At 28.0% G+C, this 21,358-nt stretch carries 24 protein-coding genes and 1 other RNA gene; 15 read left to right on the top strand and 10 right to left on the bottom strand.

Translation table 11 applies throughout. From position 1 onward, the window contains the following. Positions 1-48 precede the first annotated feature (48 nt). The 5 genes from SY27_RS13520 (at position 49) to SY27_RS13500 (ending at position 3,194) form a co-directional block, all read left to right on the top strand. Positions 49-678: a hypothetical protein gene (locus SY27_RS13520; RefSeq protein WP_045971248.1), complete on the top strand. Its 630-nt coding sequence runs from the start codon at positions 49-51 to the stop codon at positions 676-678. Positions 679-760: 82 nt separating this feature from the next. Then, on the top strand, positions 761-1,711 hold the full coding sequence (locus SY27_RS13515) for a nitronate monooxygenase family protein (protein ID WP_045971246.1): 951 nt from the start codon (positions 761-763) through the stop codon (positions 1,709-1,711). A gap of 63 nt (positions 1,712-1,774) precedes the next feature. Then, positions 1,775-2,080 carry a PaaI family thioesterase gene (locus SY27_RS19110; protein WP_235270985.1) on the top strand — a complete coding sequence of 102 codons (306 nt, stop codon included), beginning with the start codon at positions 1,775-1,777 and terminating at the stop codon, positions 2,078-2,080. Between the two features lie 233 nt (positions 2,081-2,313). Further along, a complete protein-coding gene (locus SY27_RS13505) occupies positions 2,314-2,679 on the top strand; it encodes a hypothetical protein (RefSeq protein ID WP_045971243.1) in 366 nt (121 codons plus the stop codon). Between the two features lie 56 nt (positions 2,680-2,735). After that, positions 2,736-3,194 carry a hypothetical protein gene (locus SY27_RS13500; protein WP_045971241.1) on the top strand — a complete coding sequence of 153 codons (459 nt, stop codon included), beginning with the start codon at positions 2,736-2,738 and terminating at the stop codon, positions 3,192-3,194. Positions 3,195-3,336: 142 nt separating this feature from the next. Here the strand turns inward: SY27_RS13500 and SY27_RS13495 are convergent, their stop codons facing one another. Together SY27_RS13495 and SY27_RS13490 are read right to left on the bottom strand one after the other, a co-directional pair. Continuing rightward, the gene (locus SY27_RS13495; protein WP_045971239.1) at positions 3,337-3,669 is read right to left on the bottom strand and encodes a hypothetical protein; all 333 of its coding nucleotides are present in this window, start codon (positions 3,667-3,669) and stop codon (positions 3,337-3,339) included. A gap of 6 nt (positions 3,670-3,675) precedes the next feature. Beyond that, complete coding sequence (locus SY27_RS13490) at positions 3,676-4,752, bottom strand: glutaminyl-peptide cyclotransferase (protein WP_045971237.1); 1,077 nt, start codon at positions 4,750-4,752, stop codon at positions 3,676-3,678. 89 nt (positions 4,753-4,841) lie between these two features. Here SY27_RS13490 and ffs point away from each other — a divergent pair. The 3 genes from ffs (at position 4,842) to fsa (ending at position 6,577) form a co-directional block, all read left to right on the top strand. Beyond that, positions 4,842-4,940: signal recognition particle sRNA small type (ffs, locus tag SY27_RS18415), an RNA gene on the top strand. Positions 4,941-5,026: 86 nt separating this feature from the next. Continuing rightward, positions 5,027-5,830 (top strand): SDR family oxidoreductase, encoded by an 804-nt coding sequence (locus tag SY27_RS13485; RefSeq protein WP_045971235.1) that lies wholly within the window; start codon positions 5,027-5,029, stop codon positions 5,828-5,830. Between the two features lie 90 nt (positions 5,831-5,920). Beyond that, the gene (fsa, locus tag SY27_RS13480; RefSeq protein WP_045971233.1) at positions 5,921-6,577 is read left to right on the top strand and encodes a fructose-6-phosphate aldolase; all 657 of its coding nucleotides are present in this window, start codon (positions 5,921-5,923) and stop codon (positions 6,575-6,577) included. Between the two features lie 84 nt (positions 6,578-6,661). On the opposite strand, the gene SY27_RS13475 is transcribed toward fsa, so the two are convergent. After that, a complete protein-coding gene (locus tag SY27_RS13475) occupies positions 6,662-8,065 on the bottom strand; it encodes a thioredoxin-like domain-containing protein (protein WP_045971231.1) in 1,404 nt (467 codons plus the stop codon). A gap of 162 nt (positions 8,066-8,227) precedes the next feature. Here SY27_RS13475 and SY27_RS13470 point away from each other — a divergent pair, with 162 nt between their 5' ends. Then, the gene (locus SY27_RS13470) at positions 8,228-9,844 is read left to right on the top strand and encodes an ABC-F family ATP-binding cassette domain-containing protein (protein ID WP_045971229.1); all 1,617 of its coding nucleotides are present in this window, start codon (positions 8,228-8,230) and stop codon (positions 9,842-9,844) included. Between the two features lie 47 nt (positions 9,845-9,891). Here SY27_RS13470 and SY27_RS13465 read toward each other — a convergent pair whose 3' ends face one another. The 3 genes from SY27_RS13465 to SY27_RS13455 are packed head-to-tail and all read right to left on the bottom strand — an operon-like array spanning position 9,892 to position 11,332. After that, positions 9,892-10,098 (bottom strand): (4Fe-4S)-binding protein, encoded by a 207-nt coding sequence (locus SY27_RS13465; RefSeq protein WP_045971227.1) that lies wholly within the window; start codon positions 10,096-10,098, stop codon positions 9,892-9,894. A 57-nt stretch (positions 10,099-10,155) separates the two neighbouring features. Next, complete coding sequence (locus SY27_RS13460; protein ID WP_045971224.1) at positions 10,156-10,437, bottom strand: GNAT family N-acetyltransferase; 282 nt, start codon at positions 10,435-10,437, stop codon at positions 10,156-10,158. 13 nt (positions 10,438-10,450) lie between these two features. Continuing rightward, complete coding sequence (locus SY27_RS13455) at positions 10,451-11,332, bottom strand: pirin family protein (RefSeq protein ID WP_045971222.1); 882 nt, start codon at positions 11,330-11,332, stop codon at positions 10,451-10,453. A 115-nt stretch (positions 11,333-11,447) separates the two neighbouring features. Between SY27_RS13455 and pyrR the strand changes: the two genes are divergently transcribed. The 4 genes from pyrR (at position 11,448) to SY27_RS13435 (ending at position 14,374) form a co-directional block, all read left to right on the top strand. After that, positions 11,448-11,993, top strand: coding sequence for a bifunctional pyr operon transcriptional regulator/uracil phosphoribosyltransferase PyrR (gene pyrR / locus SY27_RS13450; RefSeq protein ID WP_045971219.1), 546 nt, complete (start codon positions 11,448-11,450; stop codon positions 11,991-11,993). Between the two features lie 28 nt (positions 11,994-12,021). After that, positions 12,022-12,951: an aspartate carbamoyltransferase catalytic subunit gene (locus SY27_RS13445; protein WP_045971217.1), complete on the top strand. Its 930-nt coding sequence runs from the start codon at positions 12,022-12,024 to the stop codon at positions 12,949-12,951. A gap of 112 nt (positions 12,952-13,063) precedes the next feature. Further along, a complete protein-coding gene (locus SY27_RS13440) occupies positions 13,064-13,396 on the top strand; it encodes a hypothetical protein (RefSeq protein WP_045971215.1) in 333 nt (110 codons plus the stop codon). 69 nt (positions 13,397-13,465) lie between these two features. Beyond that, positions 13,466-14,374 carry a ribonuclease Z gene (locus SY27_RS13435; protein WP_045971214.1) on the top strand — a complete coding sequence of 303 codons (909 nt, stop codon included), beginning with the start codon at positions 13,466-13,468 and terminating at the stop codon, positions 14,372-14,374. 60 nt (positions 14,375-14,434) lie between these two features. On the opposite strand, the gene SY27_RS13430 is transcribed toward SY27_RS13435, so the two are convergent. Continuing rightward, positions 14,435-15,304: a cation diffusion facilitator family transporter gene (locus SY27_RS13430; protein WP_045971212.1), complete on the bottom strand. Its 870-nt coding sequence runs from the start codon at positions 15,302-15,304 to the stop codon at positions 14,435-14,437. A 312-nt stretch (positions 15,305-15,616) separates the two neighbouring features. On the opposite strand from SY27_RS13430, the gene pdxH reads away from it, so the two are divergent. Both pdxH and SY27_RS13420 read left to right on the top strand, forming a co-directional pair. Then, entirely contained in the window at positions 15,617-16,264 is a 648-nt protein-coding gene (pdxH, locus tag SY27_RS13425; RefSeq protein ID WP_045971209.1) for a pyridoxamine 5'-phosphate oxidase, read from the top strand. 594 nt (positions 16,265-16,858) lie between these two features. Continuing rightward, complete coding sequence (locus SY27_RS13420; protein ID WP_045971207.1) at positions 16,859-17,356, top strand: CAP domain-containing protein; 498 nt, start codon at positions 16,859-16,861, stop codon at positions 17,354-17,356. Between the two features lie 92 nt (positions 17,357-17,448). On the opposite strand, the gene SY27_RS13415 is transcribed toward SY27_RS13420, so the two are convergent. The 3 genes from SY27_RS13415 to SY27_RS13405 form a co-directional block, all read right to left on the bottom strand. Beyond that, entirely contained in the window at positions 17,449-19,356 is a 1,908-nt protein-coding gene (locus SY27_RS13415; protein WP_045971205.1) for an OmpA family protein, read from the bottom strand. Between the two features lie 11 nt (positions 19,357-19,367). Further along, entirely contained in the window at positions 19,368-20,276 is a 909-nt protein-coding gene (locus tag SY27_RS13410) for a type IX secretion system membrane protein PorP/SprF (protein ID WP_045971203.1), read from the bottom strand. Positions 20,277-20,313: 37 nt separating this feature from the next. Further along, on the bottom strand, positions 20,314-21,358 hold a 1,045-nt coding region (locus tag SY27_RS13405), incomplete at its 5' end, for a gliding motility-associated C-terminal domain-containing protein (protein ID WP_045971201.1).

The following is a 21,358-nucleotide window of genomic DNA, read 5'->3' as shown; positions in this document are numbered from 1 at the left end:
GTATTTGTGATTTCTTTTTTTGTACATTGGCGTCTTAAAAATTGAAAAATGAGAAAAATAATTTTGCTTTTATTACTTACTGTAACATCATTAGGCTATAGTCAAAAGAAGAAAACATCAAAGAAAACAACATCAACATCAAAATCAGTATTAGCAAAATTAGATAATCTTTCTGCTGAAATTATTACAGATAAAAAAGGTAAGAAGCTAGTTTTATTTGTAACAAACGGTTCTTCAAAAGATACTTTAGAATTGAAAAAAATAGAATCAGTTGTTTTTAATCCTTTAAATTTTACTATAAAATCATTTACTACAAATGGTGTAAAATTATATTGTTTAAATTGGCAAGAGAAGAATGCTATTGAAACAAAAGTTAAAAAAGAAAATCAAGATATAATGGAGTCTCAGATTTGGAATATTGAAAGTAAGGAATTATTAATTGGAAATACTCAAAAATCGAGTCATATTATTGAAACTGTTTTTTTAGATAAAAATAGAACAGCATCCGAAACACAAGAAAGAAACAGAAAAGAAGGTTTTGAGTTTGTTTTGTTACCAAATGGTGATGTGAATTTAAAAAATAAAACACAAAATAATACGTATAGTTTTCAAAATTCTTCAATGAAGTATGTAATCAATAAGGCAGCAGCTAGTAAGGCTACAAAAAAGAGGAGATAATATTTTTTAGGAATAAATTAAAATAGTATGCATGCATAGTAATTAATAATCTTTTCTTATATTTGAATCAAATAAATTTAAAATGGGAAAATCAGATTTAAAAACACTTTTAGGGATAAAATATCCAATTATTATGGCTCCAATGTTTTTAGTATCCAATACTAAAATGGTGATTGAAGGAATGAAAAGTGGTATTGCAGGTTGTATTCCCGCATTGAATTATAGAACATTAGAAGAACTAAGAGCTTCTATAAAAGAATTAAAAGCCGCAAAAGTTGAAGGTGGAAGTTTTGGATATAATTTAATTGTAAATAAATCAAATGTAAAATATAAAGAACAACTTAGAGTGTTATGTGAAGAAGGAGTAGATTTTATTATAACTTCTCTAGGTAGTCCAGAAGAAACAATTAAAGAAGCACATAAAGTAGGAATTAAAGTTTTTTGTGATGTAACCGATTTAGCTTTTGCAAAAAAAGTAGAAAGTTTGAATGCGGATGCATTAATTGCAGTAAATAATGTAGCAGGTGGGCATAGAGGAAATATTGAACCAAGTGAATTAATCAAACAACTTAACGAAGGAACTACTTTGCCTGTAATTTCTGCTGGTGGAGTAGGAAACAAGCAAGATTTTGAGTCTATGTTAAGCTATGGTGCTATTGGTGTTTCTGTAGGAAGTCCGTTTATAGCTTCAATTGAAGCAGGAGTTTCAGATGAATATAAGCAAGCTTGTGTAGATTATGGAGCTAAAGATATTGTAATGACAGAGCGTATTTCAGGTACACCTTGTACTGTAATTAATACTCCTTATGTACAAAAAGTAGGAACAAGACAAAGTTGGTTAGAACGTATATTGAATAAAAATAAATCATTAAAAAAATGGGTTAAAATGGTTCGTTTTTATATTGGAATGAAGGCAACGGAAAAAGCAGCTACGCAAGTAACGTATAAAACAGTTTGGGTTGCTGGACCAAGTATTGAACACACAAAAGCGATTTTACCGGTCAAAGATATTGTTGCCAATTTAACCGTATAAAAAATGTATGATGCTGTTTTTACATTTTTAAATCGTTTTTTTAAGAAGTCTACATTATTTAAAATGATGTTTAATATTTCTCCAATGTATCGAAGAAGTTGTGGGAAAATATTTTTTGTATCAGATGATTTACATGTTGTAAAAATTAAAATTCCTTTAACTTATAAAAATAAGAATTATGTAGGTTCTATGTTTGGAGGAAGTTTATTTTCTGCTACAGATCCTATTTATATGATTCAATTAATGCAAATTTTAGGAAAAGAGTATGTGGTTTGGGATAAATCAACAGAAATTCGATTTAAAAGACCTGTATATGCTAATGCTTTTGTGACTTTACAAAGGAAGAAATTGCTGAAATCAAAGAGCTAGTAAATGAAAAACAAGAAATAGATGTAGTGAAACAGTTAAATATTTCCAATGGGAAAGATATCGTTTTTACGACATTAGATAAAACTATTTACATTAGTACTAAGGCATTTTACAAACAAAAAAGAGCAAAAAGGGATTAAAAAAGTCATTTTATTTTTAAGAAAATAAATTAACATCTTTTTAAAATATTTAATTTAAAATTGTAGTTACATTTGGTGCTAAATTGTAAAAATATGAGTAAGTACTTTAGATACTTATTTTTCTTATTAATCATTACTGTTTTTATAAATGGAAATAGTAATGATTCTCATGTTACCACTAATATCAATGATGTAAGTGAGTCTTTTTACAATGAATTTTCTCAGAAAGTTAATAATGTAGCGATACAAATTAAAGCGGAAAATCAATTTGTAGAGCATTTAAGTTCTGAAAATACTTTTTCATTTAAAAATACTTTTTCAAAATTTGTTGCCTCATTTTCTTTCAAAAAAGAGCTATATTTTTCTACATTAATAGATTTAAACAGAAAGAAGCAAAATAGCTTTTCTATATTTTTTTCAACAACACAAATAATATTTCCATTTCATAATTTTTGGTAAGATTTAGTTTATAACATACAATAAATTTAAAAGTTAAACTAAATATTATATATAAAATGGATACACCAAATATGATAATAGGGATAGTCTTATCCGCTATTATTTTGTTACCAATACTTTTAATCAATAAAAGTGTACTACAAAAAAGAAAGAGAATTATAGCAAAATTAGATGCCTTAGCAATTATAGATAATAAAAAAATAGGGGAATTAGACACTTGGACTGATAATTCAGTTATAGGTATAAGTACTGATAATTCTAAATTGTATTTTTCTAGAAATACTGATCATTATGTGAAAGAAATTGCCTTTGACTTGAAGAATATAAAAGAATGTACTATTGTTAATACATTTAAGCAAGGAACAAATAATATTGAGAAATTAGAATTATTATTAGAACTATATGATTCTAAAGACAGAGTTTCTCTTGAAATTTTCAAAGTAGATGAGAAAAATTTTATAATAGGAGAGGAGATGCGAATTGCTAAAAAGTGGTATTCTAAATTAGCTTCATAATTTTTTTAAATAATTTTCATTTTTTAGAAAAAGAGAGAAGTATTTTTTACTTCTCTCTTTTTTATTTTGAATTGAGTCATAAAAAATGACCACTTAAACTTTTTTCTACAATACTCATTTTTATAGCAAGGAACAGTAATATTTATTTTATTGGGAAACATTTAGTAATTATTACTGTATCTTTTTGTTTGTTTTTATAGATAACGATGTTAAATTTTTTTTCTAGAACCGTTACTTTTTTAGTTTTATACCCTTTTCTTTTTATAATTAATTTTTCTCCTAAATGTGTTATGAAATTAAATTCTCCATTTTTATCTGTATAGTAAATTTTGTTTGTTGGTTCACATTTTATTTTTTGTAAGACAACAGGTTTGTTATCATAGGTCATTATTTTACCTTCAATTGTTATTTCTTGAAAAGAATTATGAGCTATTTTAAAGAATGTAAATAAAAATAAAATGAATATTAATTTCATAATAAATTACTTTTCTAAAACAATTTCAAATGTTTTATCCCAGTTTTTTCCTGTAATCAATACTGTTTTTGTTTTAGGGTTATAGGCAATACCATTTAATACATCTACATCTGGATGTTGTGTAATTTTCGATTTTAAATCGCTTAAATTGATAATTCCTTCAACAGCACCGTGTTTAGGATCAATAACTGCAATAGCATCTCTTCCATATACATTTGCCCATATCTTACCATCAATCCATTCTAATTCGTTTAAAGCTTCTATTTTAGCATGCTTAGTATAAACATTTAAATAGTCAATTTCTTTTAATGTTTCAGGGTCTAATATGTAAATTTTTTCAGTTCCTTCACTCATGTATAATTTTTCTCCATCATTTGCTAAACCCCAACCTTGCATTTTTTTAAAGTAGGTAAAAGTTTTAATTTTCTCAAAAGTATCAGCATTATAAATATAACCTTCATTGTTTAACCAAGTTAATTGATATACTTTATTATTTAAAATGGTTATTCCTTCACCAAAATATTTCGGAGCGAGTTCTACGGTTTTGTATACTTTACCTGTTTTATAATCTGTTTTTCTTAAGCTTGAAATTCCTCTCGTACCAGTTCCTTTTCCTTCACCATTTCCTGTACCTTCATATAAAGTATCTCTGTGAAATTCTAAACCTTGTGTGTAAGCTTTTATATCGTGAGGATATGTGTTTATTATTTTATATTTTAATAATTTAGGCTCAACATTTGAAGCAACAGTAAAATTTGCAGCAACATCTACATTGTTCCCTTCAAAATAAATTAAAGCTTTAACTTTTTGATATCCTAATTTTTGGTTTTCTAATGAAAATTGTAATGGAGTATTTCCTTTAACAGATCCAATGTTTTTATCATTGATGTAATAAATAATTGAATCAATAGTTTTGTTTTTATCGTTCTTTAAAGACAAATTTACACCTTCATTTAGCTCATATACCTGTTTTAATGCTGAAGTATCAATAGAAAAAAAACTTTTTAAATCTTTTTTTTCGTCATCACATGATATAATTGATATGCTTAAAAGTATGAAAGCGAATAGCTTAAGGTTTCTCATGGTTACATTTTTTTATAAGTACAATATACAATGAATTTTTAAAATTGCAATTGCACTTGCAAAAATATAAAATGTTTGTATATTTGCACTGGCAAGTCCTACACGACCAGCTCCTGCAGACTCCCCCAGGGTGGGAACGCAGCAAGGGTAAGCGGTTGTAGCGGTGCGATGTAGGTCGCTTGCCATTTTTTTTTAAATCTTCAATCTCCTTTTATGGGGATTTTTTTATACCCAAAAGTTGCTTAACTTCGCATCACAAAATCAAAGAATTATAATGAGTAAAGTTGTTTTTATTACAGGAGCTTCATCAGGTATTGGTAAAGCTATTGGAGAATATTTATTAGATAAAGGTTTTACAGTGTATGGAACAAGTAGGAATCCAAAGAATATAATAAATTCAAGAATCGAGTTAGTAGCATTAGATGTAAGAAATGTTGAAAGTGTAAAAAATGCAATTAAAGAAGTTATAATAAAGGCAGGAAGAATAGATGTGGTTATTAATAATGCAGGAGTTGGTATAACAGGACCTTTAGAAGAGATTCCAACAGAAGAGATAAAAAATAATTTTGAAACTAATTTATTTGGACCTATTGAAGTAATGAAAGCTGTTCTGCCTCAAATGCGTTTACAAAAAAGCGGATTAATTATAAATATAACGTCTATAGCGGGTTATATGGGATTGCCTTTTAGAAGTGTTTATTCTGCTTCTAAAGGAGCCTTAGAGTTGATAACAGAAGCGATGAATATGGAAGTAAAATCATTTGGTATACATATTACTAATGTGGCTCCTGGAGATTTTGCAACAAATATTGCCGCAGGAAGATATCATGCTCCTGTAATAAAGGGTTCTGCTTATGAAAAAACATACGGAAACACATTAGATATGATGGATAGTCATGTTGATTCAGGTAGTAATCCAAATGAAATGGCAGAAGCTATTTATAAAGTTATTAATACTTCAAACCCAAAAATTCATTATAAAGTAGGTGCTTTTATGCAGAAGTTCTCAATTGTTTTAAAACGTGTTCTTCCAGATACTATCTATGAAAAATTATTAATGAATCATTATAAGTTGTAAATCTTAAAATAGAAGATTGTTATTGCTATTTAAATTAGTAATTTTGCATTTTTAAAACAACACAACAAAATTTTAATAAAATCAAAACGTATGAAATTTTTTATTGACACGGCAAATCTAGAACAAATTAAAGAAGCTCAAGCACTTGGTGTTCTTGATGGCGTTACTACAAATCCTTCATTAATGGCAAAAGAAGGAATTACAGGGAAAAATAATATTTTAAAACATTATGTAGATATCTGTAATATTGTTGATGGTGATGTAAGTGCTGAAGTAAATGCAGTGGATTATGATGGAATGATTAAAGAAGGTGAAGAATTAGCTGAATTACATGAACAAATTGTTGTAAAAATACCTATGACAAAAGACGGTATTAAAGCTTGTAAATATTTTTCAGATAGAGGAATTAAAACAAATGTTACTTTAATATTTTCAGCAGGACAAGCATTATTAGCAGCAAAAGCAGGTGCAACATATTGTTCGCCATTTTTAGGAAGATTAGACGATGTTTCAACAGATGGTTTAAACTTAATTGATGAAATTCGTTTAATATATGATAACTATGCTTTTGAAACACAAATTTTAGCTGCATCTGTTCGTCATACGATGCATGTTGTTAACTGTGCTAAAATTGGTGCAGATGTAATGACAGGACCTTTATCTTCAATTTTAGGATTATTAAAACACCCTTTAACTGATATTGGTTTAGCTCAGTTTATTGCTGACTTTGAAAAGGGAAATAAATAAGAATTACTTTGTATAAAAAATAAAAAAAGCGATTTTCATTAAATTGAAAATCGCTTTTTTACTATAAAAATTATGGAAACTTACTTATAAGTTTTTTTCAAAATTAGCATCGAATATATTAGAAAAAGCATTCTTTATTGTTCCGTCAGCATTAAGGATAATTGTTCTATGAATTTTAGTAATTACCCAACTCTTCTTTATTTCTTCAAAGTTTGTAGCTTTTAATTCTGGAATATTATTTAGATTGTATTTGTCAAGTGTTTTTAACCAGTTTTCTTTAGTATCATTGATATTTATAGCAATAAAATTGATATTTGGATATTTTTTCTGCAATAAAACAACTTTTTCATGTGCTAATTTTATATGTGATTCAGCACGAGTTGTCCAAAAGAAGATAACCGTTTCTTTATTATTAATCACTTCATTTAGGGTTATATCTTTAGAATTTCTATCCATCATAGAAACTTTTGGAAGTACATTTCCTACTTTTAAATTTTGTGCAGCATTATATATTTGAATTACTTCTCTATGTTGTTCTTCATCTGAAGAAAGTTCAATATATCGATCTATAAATTTTTTATTGTTATACATGTTTTGATCTTCTAACAAATACATATAAGCAATATTATTAAGGACAATGTTTTTAATATTCTGATTTTTAATTAAAGTATCAGCGATATTTAATTTAGTAACATTGTTTTCAAGTGATTTACCATCTTGTTTACATTTTCCTTTTTCATAAGTCATATTATTCAATAATGTTGTAACATACTTTATGAATGGGGAATAACTACCTAATTCTGGATTATTTAAGTTTAATGATTTTCGGTAGCTATAATAATCTTTTGGTAGCTTTGGACAAATATTTTCTCCTGTTTTATATTCATGTGCATAAGGATATAATTCCTTTTTATAGTAATATTCAAAATCTACACTAGCTTTAGCAACAGCATCAAAATGCTCATTCCAGTTAATTTCTGATTTCTTTTTTAAATAATATGCTTTTCTAATATTATAACTAGAATCTATAGATTTTGAATAAGTATCTAAATCTTCATTTAAAATATCATAAAGATTAGATCTGTTTTCTTCATTTTTAAGGAATAAATCAATTAAAAAATTATTTTTTTCGTCTCCTCTTCCACAAAATGCTAATGAGTTATCAAAGTCTAATGAATTTAAACGAATCATTAAACTATCATTTTTATCAAAATAGATATATTGATATTCCGGATTGTGTCTAAAAGTGTATAAACCAGGAGCTAAAGAATCAAATTTGTGAAAAAAACGATTGTTTTCATCTAAATAAATAGTATCTAATAAAGCATCATCCTTAAAAAATAACACATAATTATTTTGAGGATTTATAATTTCACCACCAAAGTAAGCCACAAAATTGTTAGAATCAAACGTTTTCTTACAAGATGTTAATGAGGTTAAAGCAATGATAGATAAGGGCAAAAAGTATTTAATGTAATTCTTAAGCATTCACTAAATTATTTAATTACAGGAACAAAAGTAATTTTTAGATGTTAAAGGTCTTGTTAAGGATGCGTTAAAATAAACTTATAATTAAGTTCTTGCATATATAAGAGCAAAACTGCATAATTTTTTCTACTTTTGCAACAATTTTATAAAAACTCATATATAATGTTAACAGTTTCAAATTTATCAGTTCAGTTTGGTAAACGTATTTTATTTGATGAAGTAAATGTAACCTTCACACAAGGTAATTGTTACGGAATCATAGGTGCTAACGGTGCTGGAAAATCTACTTTTTTAAAAATTTTAGCAGGAGAATTTGATCCTACTTCAGGTAGAGTTATTCTTGAACCAGGTAAACGTATGTCGGTTTTAAACCAAAATCACAATATGTTTGATGAACATACGGTTTTAGAAACGGTTTTAATGGGTAATAAAGTGTTACATACTATTAAAGCAGAAATGGATGCTTTATATTTAGATTATACAGATGAAAACGCAGATAGAATAGGAGAGTTACAACTTCAATTTGATGAAATGAATGGATGGAATGCTGATTCAGATGCAGGAGCCATGTTATCAAATTTAGGTATTTCTTCTGATTATCATTATACTTTAATGGGTGAATTAGAAGGGAAGTTAAAAGTTCGTGTGTTATTAGCACAAGCTCTTTTTGGTAATCCAGATGTATTAATTATGGATGAACCTACGAATGACTTGGATTTTGAAACTATTGGATGGTTAGAAAATTTCTTAGCTAACTATGAAAATACAGTTTTAGTAGTATCGCATGATCGTCACTTTTTAGATGCGGTTTGTACTCATGTTTCCGATATCGACTTTGGAAAAATCAATCATTTCTCAGGAAATTATACATTTTGGTATGAATCAAGTCAGTTAGCGGCAAAACAAAAAGCACAACAAAATAAAAAGGCTGAAGAGAAAAAAGCTGAATTAGAGGAGTTTATACGTCGTTTTAGTGCCAATGTTGCCAAATCTAAACAAGCAACATCACGTAAAAAAATGATTGAAAAATTAAATCTTGATGAAATTAAACCATCAAGTAGAAGATATCCAGCTATTATTTTTGATACAGAACGTGAAGCAGGAGACCAAATTTTAAATGTACAAGGATTGAGTGCTTCTATTGAAGGAGAAATATTGTTTAAAAACGTAGATTTAAACATGGCTAAAGGAGATAAAGTAGTTGTTTTCTCTAAAGATTCTCGTGCAACAACGGCTTTCTATGAAATTTTAAATGGAAATTTGAAAGCAGATTCTGGTACTTTTGATTGGGGAATTACAACATCTCAATCTTATTTACCTGCTGAAAATCATGATTTCTTTAAATCAGATTTAAATCTTGTAGATTGGTTACGTCAATGGGCTAAAACAGAAGAAGAAAGAGACGAAGTATATGTACGTGGTTTCTTGGGTAAAATGATTTTTTCAGGAGAAGAAGCATTGAAAAAATGTAATGTATTATCTGGAGGAGAAAAAGTACGTTGTATGTTGTCAAGAATGATGATGATGAGAGCAAATGTTTTAATGTTAGATGAACCAACAAATCACTTGGATCTTGAATCTATTACAGCATTTAATAATTCATTGAAAAACTTTAAAGGTTCTGTATTGTTTACAACTCATGATCATGAGTTTGCTCAAACAGTTGCTAATAGAGTTTTAGAAATTACACCAAAAGGAGTTATCGATAGATACATGACATTTGATGAATATCTTGATGATCCAAAAATTAAAGAACAACGAAAAGAAATGTATTCATAAAAGAAAAAATCCCAACTTTCATTGGGATTTTTTTATGTTTATAGTTTTTATTTTTTAATGCTCAATGCTCCAGAAGGACATTTTGCAACTTGATTAATTAACTCTTCAGAATTAGTGTTTTCTGGTTTTATCCAGGGTTTTTCTTTTGGGTTATACACTTTTGGAAGTGTTTTTACACAAATTCCTGAATGAATACATTTTTTAGGTTGCCAAATAATTGTAACCTCTCCATTGCTATACTCTTTAGTTTCCATAATCTAAGAGGATTAATTATATACTATAAAGTTACTTAATATGTTGTTAGTTAAAATTTAAAATAAAACATCATGTAAATCTTTATTTTTATCAAAAACACTTTTTGCAAACGGACAAAGTGGTAAAATTTTTAAATTATTTTCTCTTGCAAAATCTATAGCAGCCATTACCATTTGTTTTCCAACTCCTTTTCCATTAAATACCGAGTTTACTTCGGTATGATCTATTATAAGTTTAGTTGAACCTGCCCAACTATAAGTCATTCTTCCCGCTTCTTTATCATCTTCTATTGCTTTAAAAAAACCTTTACTTTCGTTGTTAATTTGTTCTATTGTCATAAAAATATAAGTTTTAAAATTTGACTTTTGGAGGAAGTGGTACAAATTCGGTTTCATTTGGGACTTTTGGGAATAGTTGTTTTTCCCAATTCATTTTTGCTTCTTCAATTTTATTTTTATCTGATGAAACAAAATTCCACTCTATAAAACGATTTTCAGGAAAAATTTCTCCTCCAAAGATATATATAGTGGTATTTTCAGTCATTTCAAATTCACATAACGAGCTCTCTTTAGCAATTAAAATTTGTTTTTTTTCATATTCATGTTCTCCATTAATAATAGAACCTTCTAAAATATATAGTGCACTTTCTCCAAATAAATGCTGTCCAATATTTATTTTAGCTTTAGCAAAATTCTTAATTTCAATAAAGTACATTTTACTGTAAACAGGAACAGGTGATTTTTTACCAAATGCTTCTCCTGCAATCAATTTGAAATGTACATTATTTTCTGTCCATTGGGGCAAATCATCCTTTTCAATATGAGTAAATGAAGGGGCAATATCTTCTAATTCTTTTGGTAATGCAACCCATATTTGTAATCCATGTAATACTTTTTCAGATTGACGTAAATATTCAGGAGTTCGTTCAGAATGCGTAATTCCTTTCCCAGCAGTCATCCAGTTTACAGCACCAGGTTGAATCTCAATTTCAGTACCTAAACTATCACGATGCATAATACTGCCTTCAAATAGATACGTTAAAGTAGATAATCCAATATGGGGATGAGGAGGAACATCTAGATTTTGATAATCTTTTAAATATGCAGGTCCCATGTGATCGATAAAAACAAAAGGGCCAACTGTTCTTTTTTCTCTAAACGGAAGTAATCGTCCTACTAAAAAATTACCAATATTAGCCGCTCTTTCTTCTATAATTAATGCTATGTTTGACATAAGAAGAATTTATTTAAGATTGTTTACTTTCAAAAGTAGTGTAAATACAAATTAAATCTACTAAATTTAATAAAAAATATTGTAAATTTACCCACCAAACACAATACACTACTTTATGAGTCAAAAAGTATTACTCAATGCTAAAGAAGTTAATATTATTCTACATCGTTTGGCCTGTCAATTAATTGAAAATCACTTAGATTTTACAGATACAATATTAATTGGGATTCAACCAAGAGGAAAATATCTAGCAGAACGATTAGCAAGTATTTTAAAAGAAGATTATCAAATAAAAGAAGTAAAACTCGGGTTTTTAGATATTACTTTTTTTAGAGACGACTTTAGAAGAGGAGAAAAAACACTTGAGGCAAACAAAACAGAAATTAATTTTATTGTTGAAGATAAAAAAGTAGTTTTTATTGATGATGTATTGTACACAGGAAGAAGTATTCGATCTGCACTTACTGCAATTCAGTCATTTGGAAGACCTTCTGAAATAGAATTATTAACATTGATTGATAGAAGATTTAGTCGTCATTTACCTATTCAACCTGATTATAGAGGAAGACAAGTAGATGCTATTAATAATGAGAAAGTAGTGGTAAAATGGAAAGATAATGATGGAGAAGACGCTGTTTACCTAATTACTAATGAAAAATAAAACAACAACGCGCAACACAGCTATATAAATGAAAGAGTTATCTGTAAATCATTTAATCGGAATAAAATACATTACTAAAAATGATATTGATTTAATTTTTGAAACTGCCGATCATTTTAAAGAAGTAATTAATAGACCCATAAAAAAAGTCCCTTCACTACGAGATGTAACGATTGCCAATATTTTTTTTGAAAATAGTACACGTACTAAATTATCATTTGAGTTAGCTCAAAAAAGATTATCAGCCGATGTAATGAGCTTTTCAGCGGCTCAATCTTCTGTTAAAAAAGGAGAAACATTAATAGATACGGTAAATAATATTTTATCTATGAAAGTAGACATGGTAGTAATGCGTCATAGTAGTCCTGGAGCTGCTCATTTTTTATCTCAAAATGTAAATGCAAGTATTGTAAATGCAGGTGATGGAGCGCATGAGCATCCTACTCAAGCATTGTTAGATAGTTTCACAATTCGTGAAAAATTAGGAAATGTTGAAGGGAAAAAAGTGGTTATTGTAGGAGATGTTTTGCATTCAAGAGTTGCATTATCAAACATATTTGCATTGCAAATGCAAGGAGCAGAAGTTAAAGTTTGTGGTCCCAAAACATTAATACCTAAATATATAGAATCATTAGGAGTTACGGTAGAACCTAATCTTCGTAAAGCACTAGAATGGGCAGATGTTGCCAATATGCTTCGTGTTCAAAACGAACGATTGGATGTGAATTATTTTCCTTCAACAAGGGAATATGCTCAACAATATGGTGTAACCAAAGAATTGCTAGATTCTTTAGATAAAGAAGTAGTAATTATGCACCCAGGACCTATTAATAGAGGTGTTGAAATTACATCAGATGTTGCCGATTCTCAGCAATCAGTAATTTTAAACCAAGTAGAGAATGGAGTAGCAGTTAGAATGGCAGTTATTTATTTATTAGCAAGCAAGATTAAACAATAATAAAAAGAGAAGTATAGACTTTTTTTTATTTCAAATTTTGGAAATCTATCTTATTTTTTTTAATTTAAAAACCGAAAATAAAATTTTTAAAGTTTCAATTTAATGTTTTTACATGAAAGTAGATAAAAAAGGACACACAACTATAATTAAGGAAACAGGAGGTAATGTAATAACCTTTATTGAAAATGTAACAAATCAATATGCTACATTTAAAGAACAAAACTTAATTTTAGACATTTCAAAAGATAAAAATATTGTTATAAATGATTTAATAAACTTTAAAAGTTTAGCAAAAAATCATAATAAGGCAAAAAAATCATTAGTAATCGTTACGAGTCATATTGATTTTAATGATGTTCCAGATTATTTAACAGTGGTTCCATCTATTTTAGAAGCACAAGATATTATTGAAATGGAAGAAATAGAACGCGATTTAGGGTTTTAAACCTAAATTTTGAGCAGTTATCAATATTTAGTTATTGTTAGCAAAATATTGACTCTGAATATATAAAAAATGAAATTAACCATATTAGGCTGTTATGCAGCAACTCCAAGAACAATAACTAATCCAACATCGCAAGTATTAGAAATTAAAAATCAAATGTTTTTAATTGATTGTGGAGAAGGAACTCAAGTACAACTTCGTAAGCATAAAATTAAATTTGCGAGAATTAATCATATCTTCATTTCTCACTTACATGGAGATCATTTTTATGGATTAGTGGGGTTAATATCAACTTTTATGCTTCTTAATAGAGTAAATGATTTACATGTTTATGGACCAAAAGGAATTAAAGAAATTATTTTATTACAATTAAAAGCCTCAGGTTCATTTACAGGATATAATTTATATTTTCACGAATTAGATTCAAAAGAAAGTGAAGTTGTTTTTGAAGATGACAAAGTACTTGTAAAAACAATTCCATTAAAACATAGAGTATATACAAACGGATATTTATTTAAAGAAAAAAATACACAGCGTAAATTGAATATTGAAGCTGTTGAAAAATATGAAATAGAAACCTGTTATTATCAAAAAATTAAATCAGGTGGAAATATTACTTTAGATAATGGAGAAATTATTCAAAATGAACTCCTAACTTTTGATCCAGAAGCAGAGAAAAGCTATGCTTTTTGTAGTGATACACTATACAATGAAACAATTATTCCAATAATAGACAGTGTAGATGTATTATATCATGAATCCACATTTTTAGAATCAGAAGCACATTTAGCAGAAAAAACAATGCATACAACAGCTATTCAAGCTGCAACGATAGCTAAAAAAGCAAATGTAAAACAATTAGTTATGGGACATTATTCCACTCGTTATGGTAATATTGAATTATTTAAAGAAGAAGCCCAAACTGTTTTTGAAGATGTCCTTTTGGCCGACGATGGAAAAACGTTTGAATTTCAGTAGTAGCTTTATAAATTGAATATACGGAAATTTTAAATTTAATTTCTAAAGTAAGAGTTGATTTTATTCATTTGGTTCAATATGAATTAAAACATGTCCTAATTCTAATATTTCACTTCTTAATCTGTCTTTTAATTTATGTGCTAAATCGTGTCCTTCTTTTACAGTAATTTTAGCATCAACAATTGCATGTAAATCAACATGATATTTCATTCCAGATTTTCTTATAAAGCATTTTTCTGTTCCAATGATTCCGTCTACTTTTACTGATATTTCTCTAATATTTTCAACTAAATCATCATATAAATGTTCGTCCATTATTTCTCCAAGTGCAGGTCTGAAAATTAAATAACTGTTATATAAGATAAAAAATGAAGCAAAAAGAGCAGCCCAATCGTCGGCAGATTCATACCCTTTTCCAAAAAATAAAGCAATAGATATTCCAATAAAAGCAGCAATAGAAGTAATGGCATCACTTCTATGATGCCAAGCATCTGCTTTTAAAGAAGAACTGTTTGTAAGAATGCTTTTTTTCATTATTATTTGAAAAGAATATTCTTTCCAAATAATAATTAATCCCAGTACAATTAATGTCCATGATTTTGGTAAATCGTGTGAGGTTCTAATATTTTGAATGCTTTCATAAGCAATTATGGTTGCCGATGTAATTAAAAAACCTACAACAAGAAACGTAATTAAAGGTTCTGCTCTTCCATGTCCATACGGATGATTTTCATCAGCAGGTTTATTAGAATATTTTATACCAAACAAAACTAAAAAAGAAGAAAAAATATCTGTTGTTGATTCAATTGCATCTGCAATTAAAGCATAGGAGTTTCCGAAAAATCCTGCCAATCCTTTTATAATAGCTAAACTGGTATTCCCGATGATACTAAAATATGTTGCTTTGATTGCTGTTTCTTCCTTTGTCATTATAGCATTGCTTTTACGATTGCGTACAATATTTGTATCGCTTATGAGCAGTAGCGTAAATTTAAGACAAACTTTTCAAATACAAAAAGACTGAACGTAATTAGTTTTTAATGAAATTTTTTGTCAGCTTGAGTGGTTTTCGATAGAAAACTGTATCTAGAATATGGAAAGATTTGATTAAAAATGATTTTGAACAAAAACACTCAAACTGGCATTTTAAATAATTTCACTAAATGAATTATTATTTTATTATTTGTTTATGAAGTTGAATACTATCAAGTTCGTAACTTTATCCTCTTAAAAATTTATAAGATGAAAGATTTAGGAAATTATAGAAAATCATACGAAAAGAGTGAGTTACTGGAGAGTAACATTCCAGAAGATCCAATAAACCTTTTTAATCGATGGTTTCACGAAGTAGAAGAATTTGGAGGAGTAGACGAAGTAAATGCTATGACAGTAGCTACAATAGGGTTGGATGGTTTCCCTAAAAGTAGAGTAGTGCTGTTAAAGAAATTTAATGAAGAAGGATTTATTTTTTACACAAACTATACTTCTGAAAAAGGAAAAGCTATTTTATCTAATCCGAATATTTGTCTTTCCTTTTTTTGGCATTCAATGGAACGACAAATTATTATAAAAGGAGTTGCTGAAAAAACGTCACCTATTATTTCGGATAATTATTTTGCTTCTCGACCAGATGGAAGTAAACTTGGTGCAATTGTTTCAGATCAAAGTGAAGTAATTCCGAACAGACAATTTTTGGAAGATAAATTAAAATCATTAGAAAAAGAATTTGAGGGTAAAATTGAAATTCCTAGACCAGAATTTTGGGGTGGATTTTTGGTAAAACCAGTTGAAGTTGAATTTTGGCAAGGACGACCGAATAGGTTGCATGATAGAATTAGATATAAATTGTCAGAAAATTCTTGTTGGAATGTTGATAGATTATCCCCGTAAAGTCTTAAAATGATAAAATATGTTAAAATTTACTGTATTTTATCGATTTTACTTGCTCGTAACCGATTTTTATGTACATTTGTATTGTTAAACATTGATTTAATTTCATTTGATTTTTACGATTTAGAATCCTTTCTAAAGAGAATAATTAAAAGATATAGATTTTCATGTTTGTTTATTTGTTTGTAAAATGGCATTACTTTCCCAAAGTAATGCCTTTTTAATTTAAATAGTTTTAGCTGAAATATTAAATTAATTTAATATTACTTTTAGAGTAATTTTTTAGAAAAAAAAATATATTTTCTATAGTTATAAAATTGTAGCATGATATTAAATCTCTTATTTTAAGTTTAACATGTACTTCTTTTTATACGTTTTTTATTCTTTTTACGAGGTTTCAATGCAATAATTTATCGTAATTTTTTTGTTATTTTTATTATAAATTTTATATGTTATATGTTAAAATTTAATGTATTTTACCTGTTTTATTTGCATATGAAAGATTTAAATGTAAATTTGTCAATATTTTAATCATTTAATCGATGATTTTAACCTATTTAATAATAATTTAGAATAAAACACTAAACAAACATTTTGAAAAAACAAGTAGCTATCCTTTTTGCCCTATTAGCCAGTTTTTCTTTATTAATTTCTTGCTCTTCAGATACTGAAAGTATTGAGGATATTGCAAATATTGAGACTCCTAAGAGTTATTCGCATGATGCAGTAGAATTAGAACTTTTAGATTTAGTAAATGCTTATCGAGTTGAAAATGGATTAAATCCTTTAGATATTATTGAGCATATTTCGTATAAATCTGAAGAACATAATGAGTATATGATAAGTACAGGTACTCCGAATCATGATGGGTTTGAACAAAGAAAACTAAATTTAGAACAAGTTTTGAATGCAACAAGAGTAGGAGAGAATGTTGCGTATGGATATTTAAATCCGCAATCAGTATTAAATAACTGGAAAATTAGTGAAGGACACAAAGCTAATTTAGAAGGAAATTATACTCATTTTGGAGTTTCTATAAGGATGAATTCTGAAGGCAAAAGGTATTATACAAATATTTTTATAAAAAAATAGATTGTATAATTATTGAAAAATTAAAAGCCGTTTTAAAATTAATTTTAAAACGGCTTTTTTATAAAATGGAAAAGGGTAGAAGTTAAAGAAAACTATTCCATTTTAGTTATAATAAATTCACTTCGTCTGTTTTTTTGATGTTCTGCTTCAGAGCATTTTACACCATCAGAACAGTTATTAACTAATTGTGTTTCTCCATATCCTTTAGCAGTTAAACGAGATTTTTCAATGCCATTTTTAACTAAATATTCTAATGTTGATTTAGCTCTTCTATCAGATAGAATTTCGTTATATCGATGAGTTTGACGGCTATCTGTATGGGAGCGAATATCTACTTCCATTTTTGGATGTTTTTTCATTACCTCAAGAATTTTTTGTAAATCTTTAGCCGCATCAGGTCTAATATTCCATTTGTCTAGATCAAAATAAATGATACTAATATCAAATATCTTAGCTAAATCAGTTCCTTCTTTTATAGGGAATATGTTGCGTTTTAATTCTAAATTGAGTTCAGTTTCACCTGTTTCATTTTTAGAGGTAAACGTTTTTTCAGTTGTTTCATATTCTTCTTTAGAAGCTCTTACATGATATTTTGTGCTACACTCAATTTCAAAAGTATATTTTCCAGTTTCATCAGTTGTCATTTCTGTTATTTTTTTCATATCAGAATCAAATAATATAACTTTTGAATTGGGAAGTATCTCTTTTGTATCAACATCAGTAACTATTCCATATAGTTTTTGAGCACAAATAGTAAAGGAATAAATATCATCATAACCACTTCCTCCATCACGATTTGATGTAAAGAATCCAGATTTGTCTTTATTGACAATGAATCCGAAATCGTCCATTGAACTATTAATTGGTTTTCCTACATTTTCTGGTTTTTGAAATTGGTTATTACTAAACTTAGACTCAAAAACATCTAATCCACCAAGTCCTAAATGACCATCAGAAGCAAAGTATAATGTATTATCAAAAGCGATGTTAGGAAACGTTTCTCTTCCTTCTGTATTGATTGTATTTCCTAAATTTTCAGGCGTTCCAAACGTTCCATCATCGTTTATTTTTACTTTATAGATATCTGAATTTCCAAATCCTCCAGGTATATCAGAAGCAAAGTACATGGTTTTATTATCTGCGCTTAAAGTAGGATGAGCCGTACTATAATTATCATTATTGAAAGGAAGTTCTGTAATGTTTTTCCATTCATTATCAATGAAACTAGCTTTGTAAATTTTAACTAAAGTACTTTTGTTATCGTCTTTACCTTTTTTACCATCTAAATAGTTATTCCGAGTAAAATACATTGTTTTGCCATCTTTTGTAAATACTGGTGACGATTCATTGAATTTTGAATTTATACTTTTTGAAAAATTTTGCGGTTCAGATAATGACTTATCACTGTTAATAGTAACGCTATATAAATCTGTAAAATTTTGTTTTGTCCAATCGTGAATTTTATTAAAAAGTGCGCCTTCTTTTCTAGCAGAAGCAAAGACTAATTGATTCCCAAAATAAGATGGACCATAGTCGGAAAATTCAGAATTTATTGATGTTTTTCCAATAGTGTATTTACCAGAAATGGCTTCAATATTTTCTAAATAATCTTTGTTTTTAGCAAATTCATTTCCTCTAGAATCATTTGTTTTTTCATTGAATAAACTTAGATATTTATTAGCATTATCATAATCTTCAATTGCTTTTAAAGCCTGTGAATATCTGAAATAGTATTCAGGATCAACGTCTTCATTCATTGCAAATAAGTCTTTATACCATTTTGCGGCTTTGTCTAACTCGCCATTGAAATAATAAGCGTTTCCTAATTTTTTAAATAATTCGGGTGACTGATATCCTTTTTCTGCCACTTTTTCATAAATTTCTATAGCATCTACATAAGAGTATTTATTATATTTTCTATCAGCAGTAGCTAATTGAGAAGATTGCGAAAAACTTATACAAGAAATACCTATTAATATAATTGAATATATTGCTTTCATAATTAATCGTTTTAGAAGAATCTAGGAGTACTAATTCTATTATTATTAAATATTTCAAATCGTAAAAATATTTCGTGCGAACCCGAATTATAATTCGATAATTTGGTAGTTTCCATATCATATCCATATCCTATAAATATTGAATTTGATACTTGAAATCCGACTAATCCGCTTACAGCAGCATCCCATCTATATGCTGCTCCAATTGTAAATTTTTCGTTTATTAAAAAATTTGCGGTAACATCTACTTGTAAAGGAGCTCCTTGTACTAATTTTGTTAGAAGTGCGGGTTTGAATTTAAAGTTTGGGTTAAATTCAAAAACATGTCCTGCTATGAAATAGTAGTGCATTCTCTCTTTGGTAATGGCTATATCATTATCATTGTAATGATTAGTTTCAAAAAAATTAGGTACAGATAAACCTATATAAGTGTTTTCAGAATATAAAAACAATCCTGCTCCAATGTTTGGAGAAAATTTTGTGCTTAGGTTTTGAAATTGAGGGTCATTCTGATCGTAGATGTTTAGTTTGTTAACATCTAAATTGAATAAGTTTGCAGTTCCTTTAAGACCTAAGGCTAATTTATAATTATTTGAAATTTGTATATGATAGGCTAAATCTGCTGAAATAGCATTCTCATTTGACGGACCTATTTTATCGTTTACAAATGATAAACCAGCACCAAAATTAGAGTCGCCAACTTGAGTTTGTATGGATGCCGCATTTGTTACAGGAGCACCATCTAAACCAACCCATTGATTTCGATGTAATAAGAATATGCTTAATGCTTCTCTTGAACCAGCATAAGCAGGGTTTATATTCACAGTATTGTACATATATTGAGTATATTGAGAATCTTGCTGAGCAAAGCACAATGACTGAGATAAAACTAACATTATGATTAAAAATTTTGCTTTCATGATTAATTCTTTTTAGTTAATTAAATTCTTCTCTAGATTATTTACTTAGATATAAGTATCCAGATTTATCGTGCATTGTATTCATTATATCTCTATATTTTAATATATAGTAGTAAGTTCCATCAGGTAATAATTCATTTTTATTTACAGTAGATCTTCCCTCAGAATATCCTTTAAAAGATTTGAAACTATTATCATATCCAGTTGTATCATAAACTAATATTCCCCATCTATTGTATATTTCTATAGAATTATCAGGATAACATTCTATTCCGTCAATGAAGAAGAAATCATTATATCCATCATCATTTGGTGATACGGCATTGTATATTTCAATTGAACAAGCTGGTAAAACAATACAATCATCGTTTACATTTAAATAAATTTCAAATTTCATAGGGCAACTGCTTTCATTTAAAGTAACTATATATTGTAAAGTGTAATAACCAATAGGAATATTATTTGGATTATAAATGCTTCCTGTTAATCCACCAGTATTATTCACATCAATCCATTCTCCATTTGTAGGAATTGAACTATCTAATATACTAAATAAATCGATAGGCTCATCATTTTGACAAATTGAAAAAGGAATAGCATCAAATGGTTCCGAAACACTAACATTAATTGTTTGTGAGAAATCAGATGCATTACCACAATTATCACTTACACTCCAATTTCTTGTGATGATATATTCATAGATGGAAATTGTTGTTGTGTTTTCATTATAAGTCACTTGATAAATACCTGAACAATTATCTTCAAATTCTAATTGAGGAGCACTAGGTACTTCATCACACGTTACATTTAGTTCAGTATCATAAGGAGTAATTAATGATGGAGGTGTTGTGTCATAAACTGAAATAGTTTGACTATACGAATCATTATTTCCACAATCATCAGTAATTGTCCATGTTCTAATGATAGTATAATTACCAGCACAATTCTCACCGTCAGAAACAACTTCATCATTAACTAAAATTGTGACATTTGTTGAACAATTATCTGAAGCTGTTACTTTTTCTGGCTCCGGAATATTATCACATGAAGCAGAAATATTTTCTGGTAAATCAGATGTAAAT

This window comes from Flavobacterium sp. 316, from assembly GCF_000967805.1.
Taxonomy (GTDB): Bacteria; Bacteroidota; Bacteroidia; order Flavobacteriales; family Flavobacteriaceae; genus Flavobacterium; species Flavobacterium sediminilitoris.
This window is presented reverse-complemented; position numbering and strand designations above follow the sequence as displayed.